Source organism: Brucella tritici (assembly GCF_008932285.1).
In the GTDB taxonomy this organism is placed as follows: domain Bacteria; phylum Pseudomonadota; class Alphaproteobacteria; order Rhizobiales; family Rhizobiaceae; genus Brucella; species Brucella tritici.
On sequence record NZ_WBVY01000002.1, the window covers coordinates 820,023 to 845,317 of the forward strand.

Sequence of the window (25,295 nt, forward strand, 5' to 3'; positions counted from 1 at the left end):
GGCTTAAGCTTGGCCGTCTTCTTCTCGCGCATCTGTCATTGTTAGAGATTCAGGATGTCGCGTAAAAAATCCCAGGACGACCTTACAAACGGCTTTGCGAGGGCTGCTTTCAGCCGCCGCGGCTTTCTTATAGGTGTAAGCGCGGTTGCGTTGTCGGGCTGTGTTTCGACGGCGCAACAGCCACCTCAACCGGCGAAGAAATTGCCTGAACCTGCACCGTCGCGACCTGTGCCGCTGATGTACCAGGCTCTGCCGGAAGAACAATTCCCGATTCCTGCCGTCGATACGAGTAAGGTTGATCCAAAGTTCTGGCGGCAGGAGGTCGATTATCCGACGGACGAAGTCAGAGGCACTGTTATCGTCGATACGCCGAACAAGTATCTCTATCATGTACTCGGCAATGGCCGGGCCATGCGCTATGGCATAGGTGTCGGGCGCGACGGTTTTGCTTGGGCTGGACGCGCAAAGATCGCTTATAAGCGCCAGTGGCCCCGCTGGACGCCACCGGATGAGATGGTCGCACGTCAACCCGCGCTGGAGCCCTACAGCATCGCCAATGGCGGGATGCCTCCCGGTATCAAGAACCCGCTCGGTGCGCGAGCGATGTATATTCACAAGGATGGGCGCGATACACTCTATCGCATTCACGGATCGCCGGAAGCCTGGAGCATCGGCAAGGCCGTGTCGTCGGGATGTATCCGCATGCTTAATCAGGATGTGATTGATCTTTACAACAATGTGCGCGATGGCAGCACGATTGTCGTGATACCTGATCCAAGCAAAGGCCAGCAGGTCGCGAGCTGACTAATACAAAAAGGACGCGGATAACGCGCCCTTTTTTGTCGGATGTGTTCGTGGCTCGATGCTCAATAGGCATATTCCAGAAAGATTGGATCAACTGACCCTGCCCATACGCTGTTATATGCCTTCAGCATGCGCTCGGCATCCGTAACACCAGCCGCAACGATTTCCTCAAGCGGTGCGAGGAAATGCGTTTCGTCATGACCTTCGCTGTTGAGCTTGTTGCGGCTTAGGAGGCCGAGACGCGAAATTTTCAAAGTCTCGCGAGCGATCTGTTCCAGCGGTTTGCCCCGGAAGGTCGTGTTCAACGCCTTTGCGGGAACTTCGTTACGAAGTGCAAGCACCTCTTCGTAGGTCCAATCCTTGGTAAGAAGTTCGGCAGCGGTCAGAGCTTCTTCGTCATAGAGTAGTCCGACCCAGTAGGCTGGAAGCGCACAGATACGGCGCCACGGACCTCCGTCAGCTCCTCGCATTTCCAGGAAACGCTTGAGGCGCACTTCAGGGAACAGTGTCGAAAGGTGATTGGTCCAGTCGCCCATATTGGGGACCGGGTCGCTCACTTCACCTTTCAGCGCGCCGTTCATGAATTGGCGGAAAGTGACATGCGTACAGTCGTGATAATGACCGTCACGCAGAATAAAATACATAGGTATATCAAGCGCCCATTCGACATAATCGGCAAACCCGAAGTTTTCCGAGAAAACGAAAGGCAGTACGCCCGAACGCTGATTGTCGGTATCGCGCCAGATATTCGAACGCCATGACAAAAGGCGGTTCGGTTTACCTTCGGTGAACGGCGAGCTCGCGAAAAGTGCTGTTGCCACGGATTGCAGCTTCATCGAAACCTGCATCTTACGGCGCATGTCTCGTTCCGAGCTGAAGTCCAGATTAACCTGAATGGTCGAAGTGCGATACATCATGTCCAGACCTTCATGCCCGACTTTCGGCATGTAGTTGGTCATGATCTTGTAGCGTGACTTCGGCATGACGGGTGTTTCGGCCAAAGTCCATTTCGGGCTGCCGCCAACACCTAAAAAGCGAATACCCAGGGGCTCCGCTATTTCGCGGACCTGAGATAGATGTGCGTTCACTTCACGGCATGTCTGATGAATGGTTGAAAGCGGCGCTCCGGAAAGCTCAAACTGACCGCCGGGCTCCAGTGAAATGGCACCCTGTCCGGTTGGCTCCACCAGACCGATGATATTGCCTTCATCGATAATAGGTTCCCAGCCAAGCGTTGCCTGCATACCTTCAAGGATGGCTTTGATGCCGCGTGGTCCCTCATAGGGAACGGGACTGTTATCGACCGTGTAGAATGGAAATTTTTCATGCTCGGTGCCGATGCGCCAGGCATCTTTGGGCTTGCATCCGCCAGCCAGATAGCCAGCCAGTTGTTCAACGCCCGTCAGTGCCGTTTCATCAGTCGTATCGCGCGCCATGCAATCTATCCCTAGCCTATTTTTTGCTTTTCAGCGTGATTGGACAAATTTGTCAAATCACGCAAGTCAATTCCATTGAACATCAGATTTCGAGAATGTCATCCTGCATTCCGCCAGTCTCCGAGCACAGATTGTACCAGAGCCATCGCGGCGACGGCAGCTGTGTCGGCACGCAGGATTCGAGGGCCGAGCGGTATAGCTGTCACGAAGGGGAGTTTTCGAAGCGTTCGACGTTCTTCCTCTGAAAATCCTCCTTCAGGACCGATCAGCAGCGCGGCAGGGCCGGGCGTCATGTTTTGCAAGATGGTCAACGGATCATCCGATTCGTGCCCTTCATCGCAGAAGATGAGGTGTCGGGTTTCGTCCCATTGTTCGATAAAATGGTCAAAACGGATGACCTCGCGACATCCAGGTATGGAAAGCACGCCGCACTGTTCGGCAGCTTCTATCGCATTGGCCTTGATGCGTTCAGTTCCGAGTTTTGGTACCTGAGTGTGCTGCGTGATGACCGGCTGCAAAACGCCTGCGCCCATCTCCACAGCCTTTTGTACCATATAGTCCAGTCGCCCCTGCTTCAGCGGGGCGAAGCAATAGACCAGATCACTCGGCAAAGGTTGCGGACGTGTCTGTTCGAAGGGCAGGAGGAAAAGCCGCTTCTTACCCTCAGGCTTCAGCCGCGATTTCCATTCGCCATCGTGCCCATTGAAGGCGAGAATTTCATCGCCATCCTTCAATCGCAGGACATGGGTAAGATAATGTGCGGACTGCGGGGCGACTTCAATCTGGTCGCCTTCTTCGAGGCCGTCTTCAACATATAGTCTCTGCATTTTATAGTTTGCGCGCATGTCAGCATCGATGGCAGAGGGCAGGGGCGGTGGTCAAGCGCTTTGGTAATGCATCAAGAGACAATTAATTAGCATTCCTACACAAACAATTGATGGGAAACATCATGTCTGTTGCATTTAATTAGATTGTATCCATATAGATATGAAGCTATCTATTTGAATGGAACTGATGTGATGAAACAAACGTGGGTCGAATTCGCACCGCTTCTTGCAAGTACCGCCAGAGGATGGCGGAAGGCTTTCGATGCAGCGATGGCGGAGCATGGTCTTTCCGACGCGAAAGCCATACCGCTAATGACCCTGTTGCGGCACGGAGATCATGTCCCTCAAGGTGTGCTGGCTGAACGAGTCGGTATCGAGGGAGCAACGATTGTCCGGGTCGTCGACGAGCTGGAAAAGGATGGCCTGATCCAGCGCGTTGCCGACGATGCCGATCGTCGCGTCAAGCTCATTCAATTGACAGAGGACGGTCGCGCTCTTGCCGCCAAGGTGGAAAAGTCGGCTGTTCGTCTTCGCGCTCGTTTCCTTGGTGATCTCGATTCCGATGCTGTTGATGTCGCCATGGAAGTATTGCGCAAGCTGAATGAAAAGTTTCAAACACAGTCTTTCTGATCGGCTGCTTGACCGGAAAGACGCAATGCGTTCAACCGGTGTCCACGAGCCATGATGAAACCAGCTGAAACAACCCCGAAATTCTGGGATGTAGTCTTCTCACTGAAGACTTTCGTTGCAGCCATGCTTGCGATGTGGATCGGCTTGATGGCCAATCTGCCTAATCCATACTGGTCCATCGCGGCTGTCTATATCGTTGCGCATCCCTTATCAGGTGCGACCACGTCGAAGGGTTTTTACCGTCTGGTCGGTACGATCATCGGCGGGGCCGTGACCATTCTGTTCGTACCGCATCTGGTCAATTCACCTGAGATACTGACATTGGCGATCGGTCTCTGGATGGGCATCTGCCTTGCGATCAGCCTGCTAGACGGTACGCCGCGCAGCTATTTGTTCATGCTGGCTGGTTATACCGTGGCAATCGCGAGTTTTGCGGTTGTTTCCGTGCCTGAGACGACGTTCGACTATGCCGTCGGTCGAGTGGAAGAGATCGCAATCGGCATCATCTGCGCTGCTGTCGTCAATCGACTTGTTTTTCCGCGCCATAGCGGTCCTGTGCTCGTCAGTCGTATCGATAACTGGCTGCGTGACGGTTCAAAGCTGGCGCTGGCAAGTATGCGGGGTGAAGGCGCTACACCTGAATTTCTTCGGGATCGGCAGCGTCTCGCAGCCGATGCACTTGAGTTGCGCAATCTGACCACGCATGTTGCCTATGACACTTCATCAATCAGAAATGTTGGTACTCTGCTTCACGTGTTGCAGCAGCGCATGGTGGCTGTGCTCCCGATTATATCGAGCCTGCATGACGTGCTGGCGCTGAAGCCCGGTGAAAACGAAAAGCCCTGGCATCCAGCAGTACAGAAGCTTCTGGACGAGGCTTGCGACTGGATAGAAAGTGGTGAGAACCTGACTGAGGAACGCCGCGCTGTTCTGTTGCAGTTGATCGAAGAAATCGACCTGTATGGGAAGGGCGCAACGAGTTGGGGCGAGTTGCTGCCTTTCAACGTGGCTGCTCGTGTTCGCGATCTCGTTCAGATATGGAGTGATTGTATCACGTTGCGTCAGGACATTGTATCCGGTTCACGGCATGCCCTGCGGTGGCGTCGCTACGACGCACACCTGAAAGCCCGCCCCATGCATCGTGATTACGGCATGGCGCTTCTCTCTGGATTTTCGGCCTTTCTGGCGACATGTATAGCAACCGCTTTCTGGATCGCGAGCGGCTGGTCTCAGGGGAGTGCCGCAGCCATGATGGCCGGCATCTTCTGCTGCATCTTCGCAACCATGGATGATCCCGTACCGGTGATGCGCAAGTTCAACTGGCTGCTTTTGATTGTCATCGTTGCGGCCTTCATATTTGAATTTGCGTTGTTGCCGTTGGTGGATGGCTTCTTCCCGCTGGTTTTGGTGCTGGGACTGTTCCTTATTCCGGCGGGCCTGTTGCTCGCCATTCCTTCGCAATTCCTGCTGGGTATGGTGCTTTGCGTAAACTTGCCGAACATGCTCATGCTCCAGGGGCATCTGACACATGATTTCGTCAGCTTTGCCAATGCCAATCTGGCTACGGTTCTGGGAATCGTGATTGCTGCTTGGGTCACATCGATTGTCCGGTCGGTGGGCGCGGAGTGGAGCGTGCGCCGGCTGATCAAAGCAGGCTGGAACGATATTGCGCTCGCTGCCGAACGTCGTCCTGGACGTCACAGCCGTCAGCGCGTGAACCGGCTTTTACTCAGAATGATCGACCGTATTGGCATGATGACGCCGCGTCTGGCACTGGTTCAGGCAGCGGATATTGCGAAAGTCGATCTACTACGCGATCTGCGAAACGGTATGAACACAATCGATCTCCAGCAATATCGCTCCAAACTGCCCGAAAACTGTCGGGTGGCTGTCGATGAAGTGTTGGATGGCGTTGGTGCGCATTATCGTGCTCTGGCTGATAAACCGCAGGAGGCAGGCGAGATCGACAGAAATTTGCTGGCTTCTATCGATACGGCAATCACCACCATTATAGAGAGCGGATCGCCTGCAATAGCCAAACGTACACGAATGGCGCTGGTCGCTCTGCGCTTCAATCTTTTCCCGAAAGCCCCGCCTTTTGTCTTGCCGCCGCGTCCGTTCATGGAACTCCCACAAGCAGCCTAGAAGAACAATGTGATTTGTGATGCAACCTGAACTCGACATCTACGGAATTTACATTCCGACCCTCGGCGTGCTGGCGCTCGGCGCCTATTTCGCAAACTCGGTCATGCAGCGTCTTCTGGCGCGCGTACACTTTTATCGTTTCGTATGGCACCGACCTCTGTTCGATGCAGCGATGTATTTTTGCATTCTCGGCGTTGCTGCCGTCATTTTTAATGGAATACCGCTATGAAAAAGCTCTTTGCACACTCTGGCCGTGTCTTTGTAACCGTTGTCATGGTCACTATGGCGGGGCTTCTTGGCTGGCATTTGTGGGACTATTACATGAATGCGCCGTGGACCCGCGACGGCAAAATTCGCGCCGATGTCGTGCGCGTTGCGCCTGATGTCTCAGGTCTGGTCGGAGAAGTGCTCGTCCACGATAATGAAAGCGTTCATCAGGGTGATGTTATCTTCCGTATCGATCAGGCACGCTACAAGCTCGCCCTGCAGACAGCGGAAGCAAAGGTTGATAGCAGCAAGGCGGCACTTGATATGGCGAACCGCGATCTGGTCCGCTATCGCCAGCTCAACGACACGACCGTGACACGTCAGAAACTGGAGCAGATCGAAACGACGGCCCAGCAAGCGGAAGCTTCCTACCGTCAGGCGCAACTGGATCGCGATCTGGCGATACTCAATCTGGACCGGTCTTCGGTAAAGGCGCCCGTCAACGGAGTGATTACAAACTTCTCACTTCAACCGGGTGATTATGTTTCCGCCGGATCGGCAGTGACAGCTCTCGTTGATACAGACTCGTACTACGTTTCCGGCTACTTTGAAGAGAACAAGCTCGAGCGTATCCGGATTGGTGATCCGGTGGTGGTCGATATCATGGGCAGCAAAGTGCAACTCAAAGGAAAGGTCGAGGGTATTGCTGGAGGGATTGAAGATCGTGAGCGTAGCGATTCTTCTAGCCTGCTGGCTAATGTCTCACCGACCTTCAACTGGGTGCGCCTGGCGCAACGTGTGCCGGTGCGTGTGAAACTTGAAGATGTGCCGGACAGTGTCCACCTCGTTGCCGGTCGAACGGTCAGCGTTTCGGTGGTGAACTGATTTAAAGGCCCGGCTGTCGTCCGGGCCTTTTCCATGTTAGCAGAGATAAAAAGAGGTCGGGGATTTCTCATGGGTGTACTGGTCGTTCAGAACTACGAAGGCTCTGGATTGGGACAAATTGAACCCGTTCTGGCAGATGCTGGCTATTCGATTGATCTGCGTCATCCATACAGCGGGGATGCATTGCCCGGTGACGACGATGGATATCAAGCCTTGATTGTGCTTGGGGGCGAGCAGAATGCGCTGGCCGACGCTGAATGTCCTTATTTCCCGTATTTGCTTGAACTCATACGTCGGTTTGGCGACAGCGATAAGGCCGTTCTTGGCATTTGTCTGGGCAGTCAGCTCATCGCGCGTGCTTATGGAGGCGCAAATGTTCTGGACCGGCCCATGGAGTTCGGCTGGCAAGAAGTTCGACTTACCGAGGAAGGCAAAGGCGACCCGGTATTGTCCGCCGCAGGAGATGCCTTCCCAATCTTTCATTGGCACCGCGATACCTTTTCGCTTCCGAAGGACGCCTTGCATATGGCGACGAGTGATATGACGCCGCATCAGGCCTATCGCATCGGGCGCGCAGTTTATGGCACACAGTTTCATTTTGAAGCGAACACACAGCTTGTCGCTGAATGGAACGAACAGCTAAGTGAGATGATAGCGGGTTTCGCACCGGATTGGGCAGTAGAGCACCCAGTGCAAGCAAATAAGTTCGGAATACAGGCGGATGCTGCAGGCGCTGCATTAGCCAAGGCGTGGGTAAACCAAATTTAGAGGCTTCGTAACTGCGTCTTAACCTTAAGTAGAAGTATCGCGTTGCCGCTTTGCCACAGCGTTCAACCAATTCGATTTTTTCAAGAGAAAACCGGTGGCCTCGCTGGAACCGTTCAGTTGCGGGTAACTTTTTTCGGGTGTAACTGAACGCCGTCTCCCCGGGTAGCAACCGAACGAGCAGGGCTGATTGCCAGGCTCCCAAGTGGCGGCTCGTCTAACGAATTTCGTCCGGCCCCAGTCGAAAGAGTTTCCTAATATGACCGCCAAGCATGCCGCTCTCCTCACCGTACTGATGGTTTCTGCGATTGTATTCATGGCGGTCGGCATATTCACCGTCGATGCGGGCAACAATGCGATGTCCACCGACGGCTACGGCATTTCCAGCGCGCACTAAGCGCACTATTTCGCTTCGATAAAACGCTTTTCCGAACCGTCTATTACGATGGTTGAAAGCTGTCCGCTTTTCCAGGCATAGGTATCGAGATTTACCCTGTTGGGCTGGATATCGATAGCGCTTTGCGGTGTATGCCCGTGGATGATGACCTTCTCGAAGGGGGCGGTCCATTTGAGAAAAGCTGTGCGAATCCAGATCAGTTCTTCCGGGTCTTGTGTGTCTAGCGGTACTGCTGGGTTTATTCCTGCGTGACAGAAGAAAAATTCGCCGAATGCCACTGAGCGCGGCATGGCGCGAATGAAATCGATATGCTCTTGCGGGACAGTTTTCACCAGAGCGGTATGAGCTCGGCGCGCCGAAGCCGCATCAGCAAAATCAACCTCTACCCCGTAAGAGCGAGCGGTATCGACGCCGCCATGCAGTGCGAATATCCCTGCGACGTCTCCGGTTGCTAGATAGGTAAGAAAACCGTCGTCATGGTTGCCAATCAGCGAAATGATGCGCTTATCCCGACGCGATACATCAATCAGAAAATCCAGCACTTCCTTTGAGCTCGGACCCCGATCTATGTAATCGCCAAGGTGAATGATACGCCAGTCATGAGCAGGGCGCTGGTCTAGGTCTGCACGGATTAGCCCGTGCATGTCCTGTAACAAGTCGAGACGGCCATGCACGTCCCCAATGGCATAGAGGCGGATATTGTCCGGCCCTTTCGCATCCTTGAAAACCACGCTCATTCGCCGTCATCTTCCTTCATGTCTTTGCCGGTCTTCACGCCCGCCCGCTGTCGGTAGCGCAGACGCGAGACGCGTTCGCGTTCTTCGTGCAGTTCGCGATCATGTGTTGCCTGTTCCACGAAACGAATGTGCTTCTGAACCGCTTCGCGGGCGGCCTGCGGATTGCCGGCCATGACGGCATCGTAAATGGCGCGATGTTGCGACAGGAACATGTCAGCGACGCCTGGATAGCTGTAGATAAGGCTGCGATTGTAAAAAACCCCATCCTTCAGCAGTTGATAGCAAGACCGTAGTGTGTGCAGCAGAACGATGTTGTGTGCTGCTTCGCCAACAGCATTGTGCAATTCCACGTCGAGGCGCGCTTCCGTGTCGAAGTCACTGACACCGTGAGCCTTTTCCATGGCTTCCATGATTTCGGTCAGAAGTGCCTTGTCAGCGGGTGTGGCTCGAAGTGCTGCGTATTCTGCGGCAATGCTTTCGATTTCCCGGCGATATTCGAGATAGTCGGCTGTCGCCTTTCGGTGATCCGCAAAAAGCTTGACCACTGGGGCGCTGAATACCTGTCCGATCACGTCCGCGACGAAAGTGCCACCGCCATGCCTCGAAATCAGGAGCTCGGCCGTTTCAAGCCGTTTGAGAGCATCACGCAATATCGGGCGCGATATATCGAACTGGCGCGCCAGCTCACGCTCACCAGGAAGCCGGTCGCCGCCACGCAGGACGCCTTCAAGAATGAGCGTTTCGATCTGGTGCACGACATCGTCTGCCGTGCGGCTTGTCTGTATGCGGGAAAAAATCGTGTCGGCCATGCCGTCTGAAGCCCTCTCCATAACGGCGGCAAAGTAGCCTTTAGCAGGGCGCCCGGCAACGAAATATATATTGAAAAGGAAAGCCCGATCGATGAAGCAACCGGGCTTTCGGAACAAAGAATTAGGCCTTTTTGCGCTTACGTGTCGCGACGAGTACGAAAAGACCTGCGACAAGGCCATACATAGCCCATTTGAACGGAAGTGCGTCGGCTGTTTCGCTGCGGATCGGAAGTACAGTTACTGTGCCGGGGCGGCTTTCGACGCCGGATTTGCCGTCAGCTTTGGCTTGCTCAATTTGCTGCGGAGAAACGACCCATTCAGCGCCGCGCGATTTGTCATAGAACATGAAACCACAGCCAACGATAACAGCGACTATGATTGCTAGAATAAAGCGTACAGGTGTGTTCATCATTTTTCCCAGAAAATCAGGACAACGGGAGGAAATCATCCGATTCGCTTGAATAACGGATTGCGAGATAGCTAAGTCTTTTAGAATCAAAAGCTTAGTCAGCTTTATATGCTGTCACGCTAATATAGCGCGCGTGGCTTATTAACCGACGAATGAAAGCCAGTCTATTTTTTTGCTACTTCGTACGGAGATGTACCGCTTTCCCAGTAGGGAACAGGGCCGTAAAGATCGGCCAGATAGTCGATGAACAGTCTGACCTTTGCCGGGAGGAACTGTTTTGATGGATAAACGGCATGAATTGCAACGTTTCGAGATGCTGCATAGTCGGGCAGCACTTGCACCAACTTGTCCGCGGCAAGTTCCGGGCCGATATCCCAGGTTGAGCGTTGCGCTATGCCGAGGCCTGCCAGGACGGCTTCCCGTACCATTTCGCTGGAATTGGTTTGCAGTGGTCCTACCGGGCGAATGACGATGGGTCCTTTGGGGCCTTCCAGCCGCCAGGGGTCGTTGTTATGCGGTGCCAGACAGATATGGTCCTGCAGGTCTTCAATCGTCTGTGGTGTGCCGCGTTCCGCGATATAGCCGGGTGAGGCGACGAGAATACGACGCACCGGGGCAAGACGGCGCGCGACGAGGGTTGAATCGGAAAGCTCCGCGATCCGAATGGCCAGATCATATCCATCGCCCACGATGTCGACCATCTCGTCGGTAAGCTGCATATTGACGGTAAGATCGGCATTAGCGCGCATGAATGGCACGAGATAAGGCGCAATGTGCATGCGACCGAAAGTCGTCGGAGCTGAAATTTTCAGTGTTCCGCGCGCATCGGCGGAACGGCGGGCGACAAAGGCTTCCGCTTCCTCGATGTTAGAGAGAATGGCGAGAACACGCTCATGATAGCCTTGACCTGCCTCAGTCAGCGCGATCTGGCGGGTTGTGCGTTGAAGCAGTCGGGTTCCGAGACGCTCTTCCAACCGTCCCAGGCGCTTCGATACGACTGCTGGTGAGAGACTCAGATCGCGAGCGGCTGCTGACATGCTGCCCGTTGCCACAACGCGGGCAAAAATTTCCATATCTGCCAGACTGCTCATCATGTTCTGCTACCCCACTCCCTGCCGTGCTTTTGCTAAAGCTTTGAGTATAAAGCATCTAGCCGAGCGCTAGGAAACTAGGCAAGCAATTATGCCGCAGCGTGGAAACTGTTTAGTTGCCGACTAAAGTGGTAAAAATGATTTACCACTTGACGAAAATGGTACGGGGTGCACTTTGACCACATAAGTGGTGGAGGAGAATATGAGCGGACTTATCATGCCGGATCCAGACGCATCCGTCATGCAGCGGCGCGAGCAGATTGTCGCTGATCTGCGCGGTATCGTGCCGGGCGAGGGCGTTGTCGATGCCATCAATGCAATGCGCGTGTTTGAGAGCGATGGCCTGACCGCGCACCGTTCGTTGCCGCTGGTCGTTGTGCTGCCAGAAACGGTAGAACAGGTTTCGCAGGTTCTGCGCTATTGTCACGATAATAATATTCGCGTGGTGCCGCGCGGCGCGGGTACATCGCTATCCGGTGGCTCGATGCCGTTGCAGGATGCAGTTCTGCTTGGCATGTCGCGCTTCAATCGCATTCTCGAAATCGATTATCCAAATCGTGTCGCGGTGGTGCATCCAGGCGTGACCAATCTCGGCATCACCAAGGCTGTTGAACACGAGGGCTTTTATTACGCGCCCGACCCGTCGTCGCAGATTGCCTGCTCCATTGGCGGCAATGTCGCTGAAAACGCAGGCGGTGTGCACTGCCTCAAATACGGTCTGACAGCGAATAATGTACTCGGCATTGAAATGGTGCTGATTACCGGTGAGGTGATCCGGCTTGGCGGCAAGCATCTCGATAGCGAGGGCTATGATCTTCTCGGTCTTATGACCGGATCGGAAGGGCTGCTCGGCATCGTGACAGAAATTACGGTCCGTATCCTGCAAAAGCCGGAAACGGCGCGTGCTGTCATGGTTGGCTTTCCATCCAGCGAGCAGGCAGGTCAGTGTGTGGCTGACATTATCGGTGCAGGCATCATTCCCGGTGGAATGGAGATGATGGACAGACCGGCTATCAAAGCGGCGGAAGATTTTGTCCGTGTAGGCTATCCACTGGATGTCGAAGCATTGTTGATTGTCGAACTGGATGGACCTCCAGTTGAGGTGGATTATCTGATCGGGCGGGTCGAAGCGCTGGCGCTCCAAAATGGCTCCACGACGTGTATTCTGTCTCAGTCGGAAGAACAGCGTCTGGCTTTCTGGGCGGGGCGGAAAGCGGCATTCCCGGCAGTGGGACGCATCTCGCCGGACTATCTCTGCATGGACGGCACTATTCCGCGTAAAGAGCTGCCGCGTGTTCTGTCGGGGATGCGCGAATTGTCCGAAAAATATGGATTGCGAGTGGCCAATGTGTTCCATGCTGGCGACGGTAACCTGCATCCACTTATCCTCTATGATGCGAATATCCCTGGCGAGCTGGAAGCTGCGGAAGATTTCGGCGCGGACATTCTACGTCTTTGCGTGAAGGTTGGCGGTGTTCTCACCGGCGAACATGGTGTCGGGATCGAAAAGCGCGATCTGATGCCGGAAATGTTCAACGAGATCGACCTCGACCAGCAGATGCGTGTCAAATGTGCTTTTGATGCCAAACATCTGCTCAATCCCGGCAAGGTGTTTCCGCAATTGCGCCGCTGCGCCGAGCTTGGCCGCATGCATGTGCATCGCGGTGAGCTGGCCTTCCCGGATATTCCCCGATTCTGAGTTGTGGTTTTGATCATGAGTGATGCAAATATTCTAAAGCCGCAAGATGAAGCTGGTGTTCTCGATGCCGTGCAGGATGCGCTGGCCGGATCCACCCCGCTTGAAATCATCGGCCATGGGTCCAAGCGCGGTATTGGGCATAAGGTCGACGGGGCCTTTGTGTTGGACGTTTCTGAACTGACGGGCGTGACCTTGTACGAGCCGGACGAATTGGTGCTGTCCGCAAAGGCTGGAACGCCGATGGCTGAGATTGAAACGCTTCTGGCCGACAACAATCAGTGTTTTCATTTTGAGCCGATGGATTATGGTCCGTTGCTGTCGGGCGAGAGCGGGCGCGGCACGATCGGTGGAGCGCTTGCCGCCAATCTGTCCGGTCCGCGCCGCATCAAAGCGGGTGCCGCCCGTGATCATGTGCTTGGCGTGCGCGTTGTGTCCGGACGTGGTGAATTGTTCAAATCTGGCGGCCGTGTGGTCAAGAACGTGACGGGCTATGATTTGTCGAAAGGCATGGCTAATTCATGGGGGACGCTGGGCGTCGCCACCGAGGTGACGTTCAAGGTCTTGCCGAAACCGGAGACGGCGGCAACGCTCGCCGTGCGCGGACTGACCGACGAGCAGGCGACGCGCATTATGGCAATGGCCATGGGATCGCGAGAGGAAGTAGCTTCTGCTGCACATTTGCCGCCCACGGTTGCCAATCGCTTTCTTGGAGGAAAGCTTGGTTGGGAGGCGGCGACCGTACTGCGACTTGAGGGGTTTGCACCTTCTGTTGAACATCGCTGCCGACAATTGCGGGCATTTCTCGGCCAGTCGGGTGAAGTGGAAGTGCTCGACGGAACGCAGTCCCAGCAGCTCTGGCGTGAAGTGCGCGACGTCTTGCCTTATGCCAATACAGGAGACAATCGTGCCGTCTGGCGAGTTTCGATGACACCGATGCAGGGTTGGCGCATGGTGGACGAGTTCCGTCGTCATGCGGGCGTCGATGCCTATTACGACTGGCAGGGCGGTTTGATCTGGATGCGAATGGAAGCCGATCCGGAAGCACAAACTTTGCGCAAGCTGATTACCAAATATGGCGGTGGCCATGCGACGCTCGTGCGCGCACCGGAACATATTCGCGCAAGTGTGGAAGTGTTCGAACCGCAATCGGCAGCACTTGCAGCGCTTTCTCAGCGATTGAAACTGCAATTCGATCCAGAAAATATTCTCAATCCGGGGCGTATGCATCCCCGTCAGGCTGGAGCTTGAAGCCATGCAGACTCATTTCAGCCCCGACCAACTGCGTGATCCCGGCGTCAACGAAGCCGAAAAAATCCTGCGGAAATGCGTACATTGCGGCTTCTGTACCGCCACATGCCCGACATATGTGACGCTGGGCAACGAACTCGACAGCCCGCGTGGGCGCATCTATCTCATCAAGGATATGCTGGAAAATGGCCGTCCGGCCGATGAGGAAATTGTGCGTCATGTAGATCGCTGCCTGTCGTGCCTTTCCTGCATGACAACCTGTCCGTCTGGCGTCAATTACATGCATCTGGTCGATCATGCGCGTGCGCATATCGAGAAAACCTATAAGCGCCCATTTATGAACCGCTTCTTGCGTGGGGTTCTGGCGCAGGTGTTGCCCTATCCGGGGCGCTTCCGTGCAGCACTAAAGCTTGCGAAGATCGGCAAGCCGTTTGCGCCGCTTCTGCGAAAGAGCCAGTCCTTGCGACCGATGGCGGCCATGCTCGATCTTGCCCCACAAAAGTTGCCAGCCGCTGCCAATGTCGAAACAATCAGTGCCGCCAAAGGCGAGAAGCGAGGTCGAGTGGCGATCCTCAATGGCTGTGCCCAACCTGTGCTCAATCCTGGCATCAACGCTGCAACCCTGCGCCTTTTGAACCGTTTCGGCATTGAGGTCGTGACACCAAAAGGCGAGGGCTGCTGCGGTTCGCTGGTCCATCACATGGGGCGCGAAGAGCAGGCACTTGACCAGGCACGGCACAATGTCGATGTCTGGATGCGTGAGATCGAAGCGGGTGGTCTTGATGCCATTATTGTCACGGCGTCGGGCTGCGGCACGACTATCAAAGATTACGGTTACATGCTACGCCTCGATCCAACCTACAAGGATAAGGCAGCACGCGTATCGGCACTGGCCAAGGACATCACTGAATATCTGGCAAACATTGACCTGCCGGAGCCGGATGCACCGCAGGCACTGACGGTTGCCTATCATTCTGCCTGTTCCATGCAGCATGGGCAGAAAATCATGCGCCAACCGAAAGACCTGCTGTCCAAAGCGGGCTTCACGGTGAAGGAGCCGCTGGAGGGGCATCTGTGCTGTGGGTCGGCGGGTACTTACAACATCATGCAGCCCGAAATTGCTGCAAAACTTCGCGACCGTAAAGTGAAGAATATCGAGGCAACGGGCGCTAATCTGATCGCTACCGGCAATATCGGTTGCATGACGCAGATCGCAACCGACAGCAAACTGCCCATTGTGCACACTGTGGAGCTGATTGACTGGGCCTATGGTGGGCCGAAGCCGCAAGGATTGTCACAAATCGCAGCATAAAAAAACCGGGCGTTTGCCCGGTTTTTCTTCGATGTCTGTTCAGCCAGCCGAGAATGTACTCGGGTTCGGGCCTATCCGACCATCGGCCTTGTCTAGTTTCGTAATCGCATCGTGATCGGTTCCGTTGAGATGGAAATCGAAAACATCGAAGTTTTCCCTGATACGGGCAGGTGTAACGGACTTCGGGATGACGATATTACCTGTCTCGATGTGCCAGCGCAGAATGACCTGCGCGACCGACTTGCCGTGCTTCTCCGCGATGGTTTTCAGCGTGGCGTCCTCCAGAATCTTACCCTGACCGAGCGGGCTCCAGGCTTCTGTTGCGACATTGTGTTTGCTGTGGAACAGACGCAACTCGTCCTGCTGGAATTGTGGATGCAATTCAATCTGGTTGAGAACAGGCGTAACGCCGCTTTCCTTGATGATGCGTTCGAGATCGGCTGTACGGAAGTTGGATACACCAATCGATTTGGCGCGGTCTTCCTCTTTCAGTTTGAGAAACGCGCGCCATGTTTCCATGAAAAGGTCTTTTGATGGCATCGGCCAGTGGATGAGATAAAGATCCACATAGTCCGTGCCAAGCTTTTTCAGGCTGGTGTCGAATGCTTTCAGCGTCGATTCATAGCCTTGTTCACCGTTCCACAATTTCGTGGTGAGGAAAATGTCGTCACGTTCGATGCCGGAACTCTTGATCGCGTTGCCGACGCCCTCTTCATTGCCATAAATGGCAGCGGTATCGATATGGCGATATCCTGCTTTCAACGCTTCGCTGACAGCGGCGACCGCTTCGTCGTTACCCACTTGCCAGACACCGTAACCGAGCTGCGGAATGTGATTGCCGTCGTTCAGTTTAACTGTCGGTACGGTCATGATTTTTCCTTTCCCTCCGAAGCATTCGGCGCGGGGTGGCCCCTTTTATGCGCATAAATGCTATTGACCTACATGCCGGTTTCTTCTCCGACACAACTGCCATCCGGCAGCCTTTTTCATAACTTTTTGGACCTTGCCATGGTCAGCATATGGGTGTTCGGGGCAAAAGGAAAAGCCCTTTCAGGCATGTTTCGAAGTCTGCGATCATTCTTTCTGTGCAGAAATTTTGATCTTTTCAGATTTGTGAAAACAATGCGACCGCCTTCGGGAGAAGACGGTCGCAAATGGCATGGAAAATGGTTGGGTTAGCGGACAACAACCTTTGCACCGACCGGAACACGTTCATAAAGATCAGTGACGTCTTCGTTACGCATGCGAATGCAGCCGGACGACATCGCCTTGCCGATGGTCCATGGCTGGTTGGTTCCGTGGATGCGATAAAGCGTCGAGCCGAGATAAAGGGCACGTGCGCCGAGAGGATTGTTGACGCCGCCTTCCATGCGTGCAGGCAGAGTACGTCCCTTCTTGCGCTCGCGTGCGATCATTTCCTTCGGTGGCGTCCAGGTTGGCCATTCAGCCTTGCGGCTGATGCGCTGCGACCCCTTCCAACTGAATCCCTGCTTGCCGACGCCAACCCCATATCGCATCGCCTTGCCGCCAGGTTGAACGAGATAAAGGAAGCGCTTGCCTGTATCGATGACGATTGTTCCCGTTTTTTCGTTGCCGGAATAGGACACCATCTGCGGCAGATAAGCGGGATCAATCTGGTGTTTTCGTACCGTGGTTGCCGGATTTGCAGCCGGCCGTTGATACGAAACCTGACGATAGTTCGATTTGACTTTTTGTTTCTGCCTGGCAGCAATACGCGGTGCTGTCTGCAAAGACTGCGGTACGGCCTGTATGCGGGCAGGTTGTCCATGCAACTGAGCTACCCAAGGGGCAGAGAGGTCGGGACTCACACTTACCGGCGGCAGGGTTGCATAGCGGTCATTGGCAAACGCCATACCCGTGCTGACGATGGAAACAGCAATCGCCGCAAGCGATCCGATTAAAAGAAGATGACGTGGTTTCATTATCCAGATCCGTCTCTTTGCGCCGGAAAATCTTTGTGGCGCTGTTGCCCGTTGCAGCTCCTGACATCGACTGTCAGGAGAGCGACCCTCATGCTCGTGTAGGGATTGTGTGCTGGAATGGAATCGTAAAGGTAAATTTTGGTCGCGTGTTTCGCCTGATGGCCCTTCCAATTAAAGTTGTGGTTAGTGTCAGGTTGCGCGACATAATTAATTATGGATGAAACTTGAGAGGCGAAACAATGAGCGATGCTGCTGAGGCTAAGACCGGTCTGATCGTCGGCGCCGATGGTATGGCACGTTGCTTCTGGCCGGGCGAGTTACCGGATTACCTTGCCTATCATGACAATGAATGGGGTGTTCCTGTCTCTGACGATTTCCAGCTTTTCGAGAAAATCTGCCTTGAGGGTTTCCAATCAGGCCTGTCGTGGCTCACGATTTTGCGCAAACGCGAGAATTTTCGTGCAGCTTTCGATGGCTTCGATTTCCATCGTGTTGCGCAGTATAATCAAGAGGATGTGGAGCGCCTGCTGGCCGACAAGGGAATTGTGCGTCACCGTGGCAAGATCGAATCCACGATTAACAACGCCAAGCGCGCAATTGAACTGGTTGCAGAAAAGGGTTCACTTGCGGCCTATTTCTGGTCTTTCGAGCCGGGGGTGAAAGATCGCCCTGCCGTGGTGGACTATCCAACTCTCGTCGCCAACCCGAAGACCGAGACATCGATCCGCATCTCTAAAGACCTGAAGAAGCGCGGCTGGTCATTCGTTGGGCCGACGACCGTTTATGCCTTCATGCAAGCCATGGGACTGGTGAACGACCACATTGAGGGTTGCCATTGTCGGACTCACATTGAAAAACTGCGACAGAGTTTCAAACGACCGCGCTAGAGCAACGATTGCTAAGCCGCATCATTTCTGCGAGAAACATCCATCTTTGAGCATGGGAGACGATCATGGACTTGGTGTCGTTGCTGGCATTTGCCGGTATTCTGGTTGTGGCGGCGGGTACGCCGGGACCGAATGTCGGCGCGTTGGTGGCACGTGTCATCAGTCGCGGCCACAAGGGCGTTTTCCCGTTCATGTTCGGTCTGTGGCTCGGTGATGCTATCTGGCTTTCACTCGCGGTCTGGGGACTGGCCGCGCTGGCGAATACGTTTCATACAGCGTTTCTCGTTCTCAAATATGTGGGCGTAGCCTATCTGATCTATCTTTCGTGGAAGATGTGGATCGCACCGGTAGATGAAGTTGCAGATGAAGATGCCATTCCACGTCAGGGTGAAGCCGGGAAGCTCTTCCTCAGTGCACTGGCGATTACACTCGGCAATCCGAAGATCATGGTTTTCTACCTCGCCATCTTGCCGACGGTGGTTGATATCACCCATGTTTCGCTGGTTGGCTGGGCCGAATTGCTGCTGGTCATGTTTGCGGTTCTCGCTGCAGTCGATACCGCATGGGTCGTGCTCGCAGCACAGGCACGACGGTTTCTGCGCAGTCCCCGCATGATGCGAATTGCCAATAGAACCAGCGCTGGCATGATGGCAGGGGCGGCTGTCGCCATTGCGACACGCTGAACACGCTTCCCGCACTTGCCGCAACGGACTTGATCGGTTAGGAAACCGGCAACAGAATTGATGCCGGTTTCAATCGGCATGTATGTATAAATCAGCGATCAGGCAGGAAAAATGGCCGATAAAGCGGACAAGATGAAGGCGCGGTTGCCGCGCGGGTTTGTCGATCGGGTGCCGGATGATTTGCGCGCCGCTGAAAAGATGATGGCGACAATCCGTGAAGTTTACGACCTGTATGGCTTCGAGCCGGTGGAAACTCCGCTCGTTGAATATACGGACGCGCTTGGCAAGTTTCTTCCGGATCAGGATCGCCCGAACGAAGGCGTGTTCTCGTTTCAGGACGACGATGAACAATGGCTGTCGCTGCGCTACGATCTGACTGCGCCGCTGGCACGTTTTGTTGCCGAAAACTACGAGTCGCTGCCAAAGCCTTATCGTAGCTATCGTAATGGTTGGGTGTTCCGCAATGAAAAGCCGGGACCGGGCCGCTTCCGTCAGTTTATGCAATTCGACGCTGACACGGTCGGTGCACCGAATGTCTCTGCTGATGCTGAAATGTGCATGATGATGGCCGACACGCTGGAGCGCCTTGGCATCCGTCGTGGCGATTATGCGATCCGCGTCAATAACCGCAAGGTTCTCGACGGCGTGCTGGAAGCCATCGGCCTTGCAGGCGAGAGCAATGCTGCAAAACGCCTGAATGTGCTGCGCGCCATCGACAAGCTCGACAAATTTGGTCCGGAAGGTGTTCGCCTTCTGCTCGGTAAAGGTCGCCTCGACGAAAGTGGCGATTTCACCAAGGGCGCAGAGTTGACCGATGCCGCGATTGAAAAGGTGCTGGCTTTCACCGCCGCCGGTGGTTCGACGGGCACCGACACGATTGCCAATCTCCGTGCCGTTGTCGCAGGCAACGCCAAGGGCGAAGAAGGTGTGACCGAACTCGCCGACATGCAGGCGCTGTTCTCTGCGGGCGGCTATGATGGTCGTGTGAAGATCGATCCATCTGTCGTGCGCGGTCTTGAATATTACACCGGTCCGGTTTTCGAGGCAGAACTTCTGTTCGATGTAACCAACGAGGACGGCCAGAAGGTCGTGTTCGGTTCGGTGGGTGGCGGTGGCCGTTACGATGGTCTCGTGTCACGTTTCCGGGGTGAACCAGTTCCAGCGACAGGCTTCTCCATTGGTGTTTCGCGTCTGATGACGGCTTTGAAGAACCTCGGCCAACTGGATGTTTCCGATGTCGTCGGGCCGGTAGTGGTTCTGGTCATGGACAAGGATACGGAAAGCCTTGGGCGCTATCAGAAAATGGTCTCCGATCTGCGTCAGGCTGGCATTCGCGCAGAAATGTATGTTGGCGGATCTGGCATGAAGGCGCAGATGAAATATGCTGATCGTCGTGAGGCGCCGTGCGTCATCATTCAGGGTTCGCAGGAGCGTGAGGCCGGTGAAGTGCAGATCAAGAATCTGGTCGAGGGCAAGCGTCTTTCTGCGGAGATCGAGGACAATGTAACCTGGCGTGAAAGCCGTCCGGCACAGATCACGGCCAAGGAAGATGGCCTCATCGACGCAGTTCGTGAAATCCTTGCCAGTCAGGCGCAAGATCGCGCAGAACAGTCGAAGTGACAGAAATCATGGCTGGATCGAGCGCGTCTGGTGTTCTCAATTCTCTTCGTGCAACGCTTGATGCGCGCGAAGCCGAACTTGTCGAAATTCCGCTGATCCAGCCAGCCGATCCATTTCTGGATATGGCGGGTGAGGATTTGCGCCGCCGTATTTTTCTGACCGAAAACGAGAATGGCGATAGTTTATGCCTGCGACCGGAATTTACAATTCCCGTCTGCCGCAACCACATCGCTCTGAATGCGGCCACGCCGAAGCGCTATGCTTATCTGGGCGAAGTGTTCCGTCAGCGTCGTGACGGAGCGGCTGAATTCCTTCAAGCGGGTATCGAAGACTTGGGCGCTTCAGACGAAGCCGCATCGGATGCGCGCTCGATTGCTGATGCGCTTTCCTGTGTTCGTGCGGCGGCTCCTGAAGCAGAGCTCGATATCGTTTTGGGCGATCAGTCGGTTTTTGCTGGCATGCTGAAAGCGCTGGGCCTGCCACAAGGCTGGCGCAAGAAGCTTTTGCGTTCTTTCGGCGACGCGAATTCGATGGAGCAGGTGCTAGCCGAGCTGACTGGCGCACAGCGGCGTGATCCATTGCCGGAAACGCTTGCCGTTCTGGTCGCAGAAGGTGACGAAACAGGGCTTGCGCGCATGCTGGAAGCGGAAATGCTCGAAGCTGGCATTTCGCCTAGCTCTGGACGCTCGCCCGCAGAGATTGCACGGCGGTTGATCGAAAAGGAAGATTTGGCGGCCACGCGCTTCCCGGCATCTGCGCTCGATCTCTTGAAGCAGTTTCTCGAAATGCGTGTATCGCTTGATTCCGCAGCCGTTACCTTGCGGGCGTTCGCATCGGAACACGCCCTTGATCTCGCTGCGGTATTACAGAAGTTTGAAGCGCGTAGTGAAGCTGTGGCGAATGCGGGGATTGCCACGAAAGATATTATCTACGATGCCTCTTTCGGGCGCCCGCTCGATTATTATACCGGCCTCGTCTATGAGATTCGTGCCGCAGGCGTGGAGAAGGATGCTGTTCTGGCAGGCGGTGGACGCTATGATCGCCTTCTGACCATGCTTGGCGCTTCCGAAAACATTCCCGGCGTTGGCTTTTCCATCTGGCTGGACCGGCTTCAGGCCCTGGCGGGAGAGAAAAAATGAGTGTCACCCTCGCATTGCCGTCCAAGGGACGGTTGAAGGAACAGACGCTCGCAGTGCTCGAAAAGGCGGGCTACAAAGTGGTTCTGCCAGACGACTCGCGTAATTACCGAGCGCGTGTCGAGGGCGAACCTGATCTGGATATTCTGTTCCTTTCAGCTTCCGAAATTGCTCGGGAGTTGGGATATGGCAGCGTTGATCTGGGCGTTACAGGCGAAGATCTTGTTCGCGAAACATTGGCGCATTCGGAAGAACGTGTGGCTATAGAAGCCGAATTGGGATTTGGTCATGCCGACGTGATCGTCGCAGTGCCTGAAGTCTGGCGTGATGTAACCAGCATGGCCGATCTGGATGATGTAGCGGCAGATTTCCGCCAGCGCCATGGCCGTCGTCTGCGCATCGCCACCAAATATTGGCGACTGACACAGCAGTTCTTTTCGCAAAAGCATGGCATTCAGGTTTACCGCATCGTTGAAAGCTTGGGTGCTACTGAAGGCGCTCCGGCGGCTGGTTCTGCGGACATGATCGTTGATATCACATCGACCGGTTCAACATTGCGGGCCAACCGCCTAAAAGTGCTGGAAGATGGCGTTATTCTGCGCTCGCAGGCCTGCCTTGTTTCGGCGCGCCGTAGCCAGGAGAATGCACGTGTCACAGAAGTTGCGACCCGTATTCGTAAAGGACTGGTTGGGTAGATAACTTCGAGTTTGTCTTTTATGTTACGAGTCACAATTTCACAATTGGAACTCGGAACAGTCCAGATGAACGGTGTGCGGAGATTGATTGGTCGTTGTGCTTGTGAAGCCGTCCGTTTCACCGTACTAGATGAATTCGAATATGCCCTGAATTGCCATTGCTCATTATGTCGTCGTGCCACTGGCAGCGCATTCAAGGCTTTCGGCGGAATAAGAACCAACGCATTGGAAGAGGTGAACGACAAAGCGTTGCTCATGTTTGTCGGCAATGAGACCGATCACGACGTGCGCTGTGCTGCTTGCGGTTCCTTTCTATATTCTATTGTGCGCGATGGGGAATATGTTCACGTCAATTATGGTGTGTTGGCTGAGGAGCCAAGCCTGAAGCCGTCGGCCCATATTTTCGTTGGCTCGAAAGCTCCATGGTATGACATTCTAGATGACTTACCTCAATTAGAGGAGCATCCTCCTTTGTAGCCATTGGCAGTAGGACATGGAAATAAAAAACCGCGCCATCCGAATGGCGCGGTTTTTTTCATTCCCTTGACTGTACTTGATCAGCCGCGCTTGGCGTCAATCGAAAGCGAACCTGCGCCATGCAGGGCAAGGATGAACAGGCCACCGGCAATTGCGAGGTTCTTCTGTGCCATTAGGGCATTCATGCCTTGCGAGAAATCCATATGGGCAACAAGCGTCGCGCCGATGGTGAACAGACCAACGATGGCTGCTGCGATGCGAGTCTGAAAGCCAACGAGAATTGCGAGGCCGCCGACAAATTCCACCAGACCGACAATGACAGCCGTAACGGTTGGAACCGGAAGGCCGAGGCCGGCGAAGTAACCTGCGGTACCCGAGATGGCGGTCAGCTTGCCATAGCCGGCAAGGATGAAGAGAATCGAAAGAAAGATGCGGGCAATGAGCGTTACAACGCCATTGGACTGCGGAGTGATAGAGGACATGCGGGGCTATCTCCTGTTGAACTGGGGCATCAATTAACGATTGCGGACTGTCAAGGAAAGCCGTCTAATTCTCGACAGTTCGTTTACAGTATGAATACAATTCATTCTGGCGCAATCATTCTCTCCGCGCGCACCAGTCGCTCATAGTCTTCTTCCGACACCAATCCGCTCGCCAGTGCCTCTTCGCGCAAGGTCGTTCCATTCTTGTGAGCAGTCTTGGCGATCTTGGCCGCATTGTCATAACCGATGGCCGGTGCCAATGCGGTCACAAGCATCAGCGAGCGGTCCAGCAGTTCCTTGATACGGTTCAGGTTCGGTTCGATTCCGTCTACACAATGATCAGCAAATGACACCATGGCGTCGCTGAGAATGCGGATTGATTGCAGGACATTATATGCGATCACCGGTTTGAACACATTGAGCTCAAAATGGCCTTGGCTTGCAGCAACCGTAACTGTTGTCTGATTGCCGAATACCTGTGTTGCCACCATCGTCAAAGCTTCGGCCTGAGTCGGATTGACCTTGCCCGGCATGATGGAAGACCCTGGTTCATTTTCCGGCAGTGAAAGTTCACCCAAGCCGGAGCGCGGACCTGAACCTAGGAAACGGATGTCGTTGGCTATCTTAAACAGGTCTGCCGCCAAGGCGTTCAGGCTGCCGTGGAAGTTGAGAATGGCGCCATGGCTAGCAAGAGCCTCAAATTTGTTGGGTGCGGTCTTGAAAGTCAGTCCAGTAATTTCGCTCACAGCTTCGGCGAAGCCTGTATCAAAGCCGATTGGTGCGTTCAGGCCTGTGCCGACGGCGGTTCCGCCTTGCGCAAGCAAAAAGATGTCTACGAGTGATTGCTCAACGCGATGACGCGCATATTCCAATGCGGCGCGATAACCGGAAAATTCCTGTCCGAGTGTGACCGGCGTCGCGTCCTGCGTATGGGTACGGCCGATCTTGATGATATCTTTAAAAGCCTCTTCCTTGGCCTGGAGCGCCTTGGTCAGATGTTCAAGCGCCGGATAAAGCCGATTGACTGCCTCAACCGCCGTGGCGATATGGATCGCCGTAGGGAAGCTATCATTGGACGACTGGCTCATATTCACGTGGTCATTGGGATGGACCGGCTTCTTGGACCCCTTTTCACCGCCAAGAAGTTCGATAGCCCGGTTTGAGATGACCTCGTTGGCATTCATGTTCGATTGCGTTCCCGAACCAGTCTGCCAGACGACCAGTGGAAAATGGTCATCGAGTTTGCCCTCGATGACTTCTGAAGCCGCTACAGCAATGACCTGACCGAGAACTGAATCTAGTTTGCCGAGCGTAATATTGGTTTCCGCTGCCGCGCGCTTGACGACACCCAATGCATGAACCAACGGTAGCGGCATGCGCTCTCCACCGATCTTGAAGTTTTGCAATGAGCGTTGCGTTTGTGCGCCCCAGTAACGGTCTGCAGGAACATCAATCGGTCCGAACGTATCTGTCTCGGTACGCAAAGCGGTCATTTCAGGTCTCCGGGTAGCTTGGACTCGAAACCGAGCCATTCAAAGCAAATATAGCACCGCTAAGTCCTTGGCGGGCTAATGTTTCTTCGTGAAATTTTTATAACGCTATCACTTGATAAAATATGACGGTAAAAGTCAAATTTTATTGACCGGACCTGCACGGTCAATCCTCATCCTCATCCTCACTGTCGTCCGTTTCGGAAATCCAGGCGGTCGGTTCGATTTTGCGCTGGGTCTTGCTATCGGTGAATGTCCACCAGCCTGTATCTGTCTCATCCCATTGACCGCCGCCGGCCTGCAATTGGGCTAGCGTTCGATACTGTGCAATTGACTCATTGCGCTGGTCATCTTCGTCGGTCCAGACGACTGTTATTTTACGGCCGTCTTTCGGAGCTGTGGTGATGGGAAGTTCTTTGCGCATATGATCATCCATTCCATTGTGACTGCAGATAATCATAGGGCATACAATGCCAGCGGC

Annotated in this window: 27 protein-coding genes; 16 read left to right on the plus strand and 11 right to left on the minus strand. The window is 54.5% G+C overall.

Features of this window, described 5'->3' with window-relative positions; genetic code table 11:
* The first annotated feature begins 54 nt into the window (after positions 1-54).
* Positions 55-804 (plus strand): L,D-transpeptidase, encoded by a 750-nt coding sequence (locus F9K94_RS09150; protein WP_061346631.1) that lies wholly within the window; start codon positions 55-57, stop codon positions 802-804.
* Between the two features lie 62 nt (positions 805-866).
* On the opposite strand, the gene F9K94_RS09155 is transcribed toward F9K94_RS09150, so the two are convergent.
* Both F9K94_RS09155 and F9K94_RS09160 read right to left on the minus strand, forming a co-directional pair.
* Positions 867-2,240, minus strand: coding sequence for a glutamate--cysteine ligase (locus F9K94_RS09155; RefSeq protein ID WP_151645095.1), 1,374 nt, complete (start codon positions 2,238-2,240; stop codon positions 867-869).
* A gap of 98 nt (positions 2,241-2,338) precedes the next feature.
* A complete protein-coding gene (locus tag F9K94_RS09160) occupies positions 2,339-3,085 on the minus strand; it encodes a 16S rRNA (uracil(1498)-N(3))-methyltransferase (RefSeq protein WP_151645097.1) in 747 nt (248 codons plus the stop codon).
* Between the two features lie 174 nt (positions 3,086-3,259).
* On the opposite strand from F9K94_RS09160, the gene F9K94_RS09165 reads away from it, so the two are divergent.
* From F9K94_RS09165 to F9K94_RS24410, 6 genes are all read left to right on the plus strand, one after another.
* Positions 3,260-3,697 carry a MarR family winged helix-turn-helix transcriptional regulator gene (locus F9K94_RS09165; RefSeq protein WP_061346628.1) on the plus strand — a complete coding sequence of 146 codons (438 nt, stop codon included), beginning with the start codon at positions 3,260-3,262 and terminating at the stop codon, positions 3,695-3,697.
* A 51-nt stretch (positions 3,698-3,748) separates the two neighbouring features.
* Entirely contained in the window at positions 3,749-5,842 is a 2,094-nt protein-coding gene (locus F9K94_RS09170) for an FUSC family protein (RefSeq protein ID WP_151645099.1), read from the plus strand.
* A 19-nt stretch (positions 5,843-5,861) separates the two neighbouring features.
* Positions 5,862-6,071, plus strand: coding sequence for a DUF1656 domain-containing protein (locus F9K94_RS09175; protein WP_061346626.1), 210 nt, complete (start codon positions 5,862-5,864; stop codon positions 6,069-6,071).
* The gene (locus F9K94_RS09180) at positions 6,068-6,934 is read left to right on the plus strand and encodes an efflux RND transporter periplasmic adaptor subunit (RefSeq protein WP_151645101.1); all 867 of its coding nucleotides are present in this window, start codon (positions 6,068-6,070) and stop codon (positions 6,932-6,934) included. The genes F9K94_RS09175 and F9K94_RS09180 overlap by 4 nt, the downstream gene beginning before the upstream one ends.
* Positions 6,935-7,003: 69 nt before the next feature.
* Positions 7,004-7,702, plus strand: a complete 699-nt coding sequence (locus tag F9K94_RS09185) for a type 1 glutamine amidotransferase (RefSeq protein WP_151645104.1) — start codon at positions 7,004-7,006, stop codon at positions 7,700-7,702.
* Between the two features lie 256 nt (positions 7,703-7,958).
* Positions 7,959-8,096 (plus strand): hypothetical protein, encoded by a 138-nt coding sequence (locus F9K94_RS24410; RefSeq protein ID WP_010660970.1) that lies wholly within the window; start codon positions 7,959-7,961, stop codon positions 8,094-8,096.
* A gap of 5 nt (positions 8,097-8,101) precedes the next feature.
* Here F9K94_RS24410 and F9K94_RS09190 read toward each other — a convergent pair whose 3' ends face one another.
* The 4 genes from F9K94_RS09190 to F9K94_RS09205 all read right to left on the minus strand — a co-directional run bounded on the left by F9K94_RS09190 (position 8,102) and on the right by F9K94_RS09205 (position 11,145).
* On the minus strand, positions 8,102-8,833 hold the full coding sequence (locus F9K94_RS09190) for a metallophosphoesterase (protein WP_151645106.1): 732 nt from the start codon (positions 8,831-8,833) through the stop codon (positions 8,102-8,104).
* Positions 8,830-9,642: an FCD domain-containing protein gene (locus tag F9K94_RS09195; RefSeq protein ID WP_151645108.1), complete on the minus strand. Its 813-nt coding sequence runs from the start codon at positions 9,640-9,642 to the stop codon at positions 8,830-8,832. The genes F9K94_RS09190 and F9K94_RS09195 overlap by 4 nt, the downstream gene beginning before the upstream one ends.
* 121 nt (positions 9,643-9,763) lie before the next feature.
* Positions 9,764-10,051 carry a hypothetical protein gene (locus F9K94_RS09200; protein WP_071630503.1) on the minus strand — a complete coding sequence of 96 codons (288 nt, stop codon included), beginning with the start codon at positions 10,049-10,051 and terminating at the stop codon, positions 9,764-9,766.
* 164 nt (positions 10,052-10,215) lie between these two features.
* A complete protein-coding gene (locus F9K94_RS09205) occupies positions 10,216-11,145 on the minus strand; it encodes a LysR family transcriptional regulator (RefSeq protein WP_061346620.1) in 930 nt (309 codons plus the stop codon).
* A gap of 199 nt (positions 11,146-11,344) precedes the next feature.
* Between F9K94_RS09205 and F9K94_RS09210 the strand changes: the two genes are divergently transcribed.
* Genes F9K94_RS09210 through glcF form a run of 3 tightly spaced genes read left to right on the plus strand, consistent with a single transcriptional unit; the run spans position 11,345 to position 15,401 of the window.
* Positions 11,345-12,841 (plus strand): FAD-linked oxidase C-terminal domain-containing protein, encoded by a 1,497-nt coding sequence (locus F9K94_RS09210; RefSeq protein WP_151645111.1) that lies wholly within the window; start codon positions 11,345-11,347, stop codon positions 12,839-12,841.
* 15 nt (positions 12,842-12,856) lie between these two features.
* Positions 12,857-14,089 (plus strand): glycolate oxidase subunit GlcE, encoded by a 1,233-nt coding sequence (glcE, locus tag F9K94_RS09215; protein ID WP_151645113.1) that lies wholly within the window; start codon positions 12,857-12,859, stop codon positions 14,087-14,089.
* A 4-nt stretch (positions 14,090-14,093) separates the two neighbouring features.
* Positions 14,094-15,401 (plus strand): glycolate oxidase subunit GlcF, encoded by a 1,308-nt coding sequence (glcF, locus tag F9K94_RS09220; RefSeq protein WP_151645115.1) that lies wholly within the window; start codon positions 14,094-14,096, stop codon positions 15,399-15,401.
* A 39-nt stretch (positions 15,402-15,440) separates the two neighbouring features.
* Here glcF and F9K94_RS09225 read toward each other — a convergent pair whose 3' ends face one another.
* Both F9K94_RS09225 and F9K94_RS09235 read right to left on the minus strand, forming a co-directional pair.
* Entirely contained in the window at positions 15,441-16,271 is an 831-nt protein-coding gene (locus tag F9K94_RS09225; RefSeq protein WP_151645117.1) for an aldo/keto reductase, read from the minus strand.
* 305 nt (positions 16,272-16,576) lie between these two features.
* Entirely contained in the window at positions 16,577-17,344 is a 768-nt protein-coding gene (locus F9K94_RS09235; RefSeq protein ID WP_151645119.1) for a L,D-transpeptidase, read from the minus strand.
* Between the two features lie 239 nt (positions 17,345-17,583).
* Here F9K94_RS09235 and F9K94_RS09240 point away from each other — a divergent pair, with 239 nt between their 5' ends.
* From F9K94_RS09240 to F9K94_RS09265, 6 genes are all read left to right on the plus strand, one after another.
* Entirely contained in the window at positions 17,584-18,231 is a 648-nt protein-coding gene (locus F9K94_RS09240) for a DNA-3-methyladenine glycosylase I (protein ID WP_151645121.1), read from the plus strand.
* A 65-nt stretch (positions 18,232-18,296) separates the two neighbouring features.
* Complete coding sequence (locus tag F9K94_RS09245; RefSeq protein ID WP_151645123.1) at positions 18,297-18,914, plus strand: LysE family translocator; 618 nt, start codon at positions 18,297-18,299, stop codon at positions 18,912-18,914.
* 111 nt (positions 18,915-19,025) lie between these two features.
* Positions 19,026-20,534, plus strand: a complete 1,509-nt coding sequence (hisS, locus tag F9K94_RS09250; RefSeq protein WP_151645125.1) for a histidine--tRNA ligase — start codon at positions 19,026-19,028, stop codon at positions 20,532-20,534.
* Positions 20,535-20,542: 8 nt separating this feature from the next.
* Positions 20,543-21,673: an ATP phosphoribosyltransferase regulatory subunit gene (locus tag F9K94_RS09255; RefSeq protein ID WP_151645127.1), complete on the plus strand. Its 1,131-nt coding sequence runs from the start codon at positions 20,543-20,545 to the stop codon at positions 21,671-21,673.
* Positions 21,670-22,365, plus strand: a complete 696-nt coding sequence (gene hisG, locus F9K94_RS09260; protein WP_151645129.1) for an ATP phosphoribosyltransferase — start codon at positions 21,670-21,672, stop codon at positions 22,363-22,365. Before F9K94_RS09255 ends, hisG begins: the two co-directional genes overlap by 4 nt.
* 66 nt (positions 22,366-22,431) lie before the next feature.
* Positions 22,432-22,842: a GFA family protein gene (locus F9K94_RS09265; protein ID WP_235920598.1), complete on the plus strand. Its 411-nt coding sequence runs from the start codon at positions 22,432-22,434 to the stop codon at positions 22,840-22,842.
* An 80-nt stretch (positions 22,843-22,922) separates the two neighbouring features.
* Here F9K94_RS09265 and F9K94_RS09270 read toward each other — a convergent pair whose 3' ends face one another.
* The 3 genes from F9K94_RS09270 to F9K94_RS09280 all read right to left on the minus strand — a co-directional run bounded on the left by F9K94_RS09270 (position 22,923) and on the right by F9K94_RS09280 (position 25,238).
* Positions 22,923-23,324: a DoxX family protein gene (locus tag F9K94_RS09270; protein ID WP_061346608.1), complete on the minus strand. Its 402-nt coding sequence runs from the start codon at positions 23,322-23,324 to the stop codon at positions 22,923-22,925.
* A 101-nt stretch (positions 23,325-23,425) separates the two neighbouring features.
* Positions 23,426-24,817, minus strand: a complete 1,392-nt coding sequence (fumC, locus tag F9K94_RS09275; RefSeq protein ID WP_151645134.1) for a class II fumarate hydratase — start codon at positions 24,815-24,817, stop codon at positions 23,426-23,428.
* Between the two features lie 163 nt (positions 24,818-24,980).
* Positions 24,981-25,238: a hypothetical protein gene (locus tag F9K94_RS09280; protein WP_151645136.1), complete on the minus strand. Its 258-nt coding sequence runs from the start codon at positions 25,236-25,238 to the stop codon at positions 24,981-24,983.
* Positions 25,239-25,295: the final 57 nt, after the last annotated feature.

Bases quoted from the DNA above. Each gene is read 5' to 3' on its own strand.
- F9K94_RS09150 (WP_061346631.1), top strand. From the start codon at position 55: ATGTCGCGTAAAAAATCCCAGGACGACCTTACAAACGGCTTTGCGAGG.
- F9K94_RS09155 (WP_151645095.1), bottom strand. From the start codon at position 2,240: ATGGCGCGCGATACGACTGATGAAACGGCACTGACGGGCGTTGAACAA.
- F9K94_RS09160 (WP_151645097.1), bottom strand. From the start codon at position 3,085: ATGCGCGCAAACTATAAAATGCAGAGACTATATGTTGAAGACGGCCTC.
- F9K94_RS09165 (WP_061346628.1), top strand. From the start codon at position 3,260: ATGAAACAAACGTGGGTCGAATTCGCACCGCTTCTTGCAAGTACCGCC.
- F9K94_RS09170 (WP_151645099.1), top strand. From the start codon at position 3,749: ATGATGAAACCAGCTGAAACAACCCCGAAATTCTGGGATGTAGTCTTC.
- F9K94_RS09175 (WP_061346626.1), top strand. From the start codon at position 5,862: ATGCAACCTGAACTCGACATCTACGGAATTTACATTCCGACCCTCGGC.
- F9K94_RS09180 (WP_151645101.1), top strand. From the start codon at position 6,068: ATGAAAAAGCTCTTTGCACACTCTGGCCGTGTCTTTGTAACCGTTGTC.
- F9K94_RS09185 (WP_151645104.1), top strand. From the start codon at position 7,004: ATGGGTGTACTGGTCGTTCAGAACTACGAAGGCTCTGGATTGGGACAA.
- F9K94_RS24410 (WP_010660970.1), top strand. From the start codon at position 7,959: ATGACCGCCAAGCATGCCGCTCTCCTCACCGTACTGATGGTTTCTGCG.
- F9K94_RS09190 (WP_151645106.1), bottom strand. From the start codon at position 8,833: ATGAGCGTGGTTTTCAAGGATGCGAAAGGGCCGGACAATATCCGCCTC.
- F9K94_RS09195 (WP_151645108.1), bottom strand. From the start codon at position 9,642: ATGGCCGACACGATTTTTTCCCGCATACAGACAAGCCGCACGGCAGAC.
- F9K94_RS09200 (WP_071630503.1), bottom strand. From the start codon at position 10,051: ATGAACACACCTGTACGCTTTATTCTAGCAATCATAGTCGCTGTTATC.
- F9K94_RS09205 (WP_061346620.1), bottom strand. From the start codon at position 11,145: ATGATGAGCAGTCTGGCAGATATGGAAATTTTTGCCCGCGTTGTGGCA.
- F9K94_RS09210 (WP_151645111.1), top strand. From the start codon at position 11,345: ATGAGCGGACTTATCATGCCGGATCCAGACGCATCCGTCATGCAGCGG.
- glcE (WP_151645113.1), top strand. From the start codon at position 12,857: ATGAGTGATGCAAATATTCTAAAGCCGCAAGATGAAGCTGGTGTTCTC.
- glcF (WP_151645115.1), top strand. From the start codon at position 14,094: ATGCAGACTCATTTCAGCCCCGACCAACTGCGTGATCCCGGCGTCAAC.
- F9K94_RS09225 (WP_151645117.1), bottom strand. From the start codon at position 16,271: ATGACCGTACCGACAGTTAAACTGAACGACGGCAATCACATTCCGCAG.
- F9K94_RS09235 (WP_151645119.1), bottom strand. From the start codon at position 17,344: ATGAAACCACGTCATCTTCTTTTAATCGGATCGCTTGCGGCGATTGCT.
- F9K94_RS09240 (WP_151645121.1), top strand. From the start codon at position 17,584: ATGAGCGATGCTGCTGAGGCTAAGACCGGTCTGATCGTCGGCGCCGAT.
- F9K94_RS09245 (WP_151645123.1), top strand. From the start codon at position 18,297: ATGGACTTGGTGTCGTTGCTGGCATTTGCCGGTATTCTGGTTGTGGCG.
- hisS (WP_151645125.1), top strand. From the start codon at position 19,026: ATGGCCGATAAAGCGGACAAGATGAAGGCGCGGTTGCCGCGCGGGTTT.
- F9K94_RS09255 (WP_151645127.1), top strand. From the start codon at position 20,543: ATGGCTGGATCGAGCGCGTCTGGTGTTCTCAATTCTCTTCGTGCAACG.
- hisG (WP_151645129.1), top strand. From the start codon at position 21,670: ATGAGTGTCACCCTCGCATTGCCGTCCAAGGGACGGTTGAAGGAACAG.
- F9K94_RS09265 (WP_235920598.1), top strand. From the start codon at position 22,432: ATGAACGGTGTGCGGAGATTGATTGGTCGTTGTGCTTGTGAAGCCGTC.
- F9K94_RS09270 (WP_061346608.1), bottom strand. From the start codon at position 23,324: ATGTCCTCTATCACTCCGCAGTCCAATGGCGTTGTAACGCTCATTGCC.
- fumC (WP_151645134.1), bottom strand. From the start codon at position 24,817: ATGACCGCTTTGCGTACCGAGACAGATACGTTCGGACCGATTGATGTT.
- F9K94_RS09280 (WP_151645136.1), bottom strand. From the start codon at position 25,238: ATGCGCAAAGAACTTCCCATCACCACAGCTCCGAAAGACGGCCGTAAA.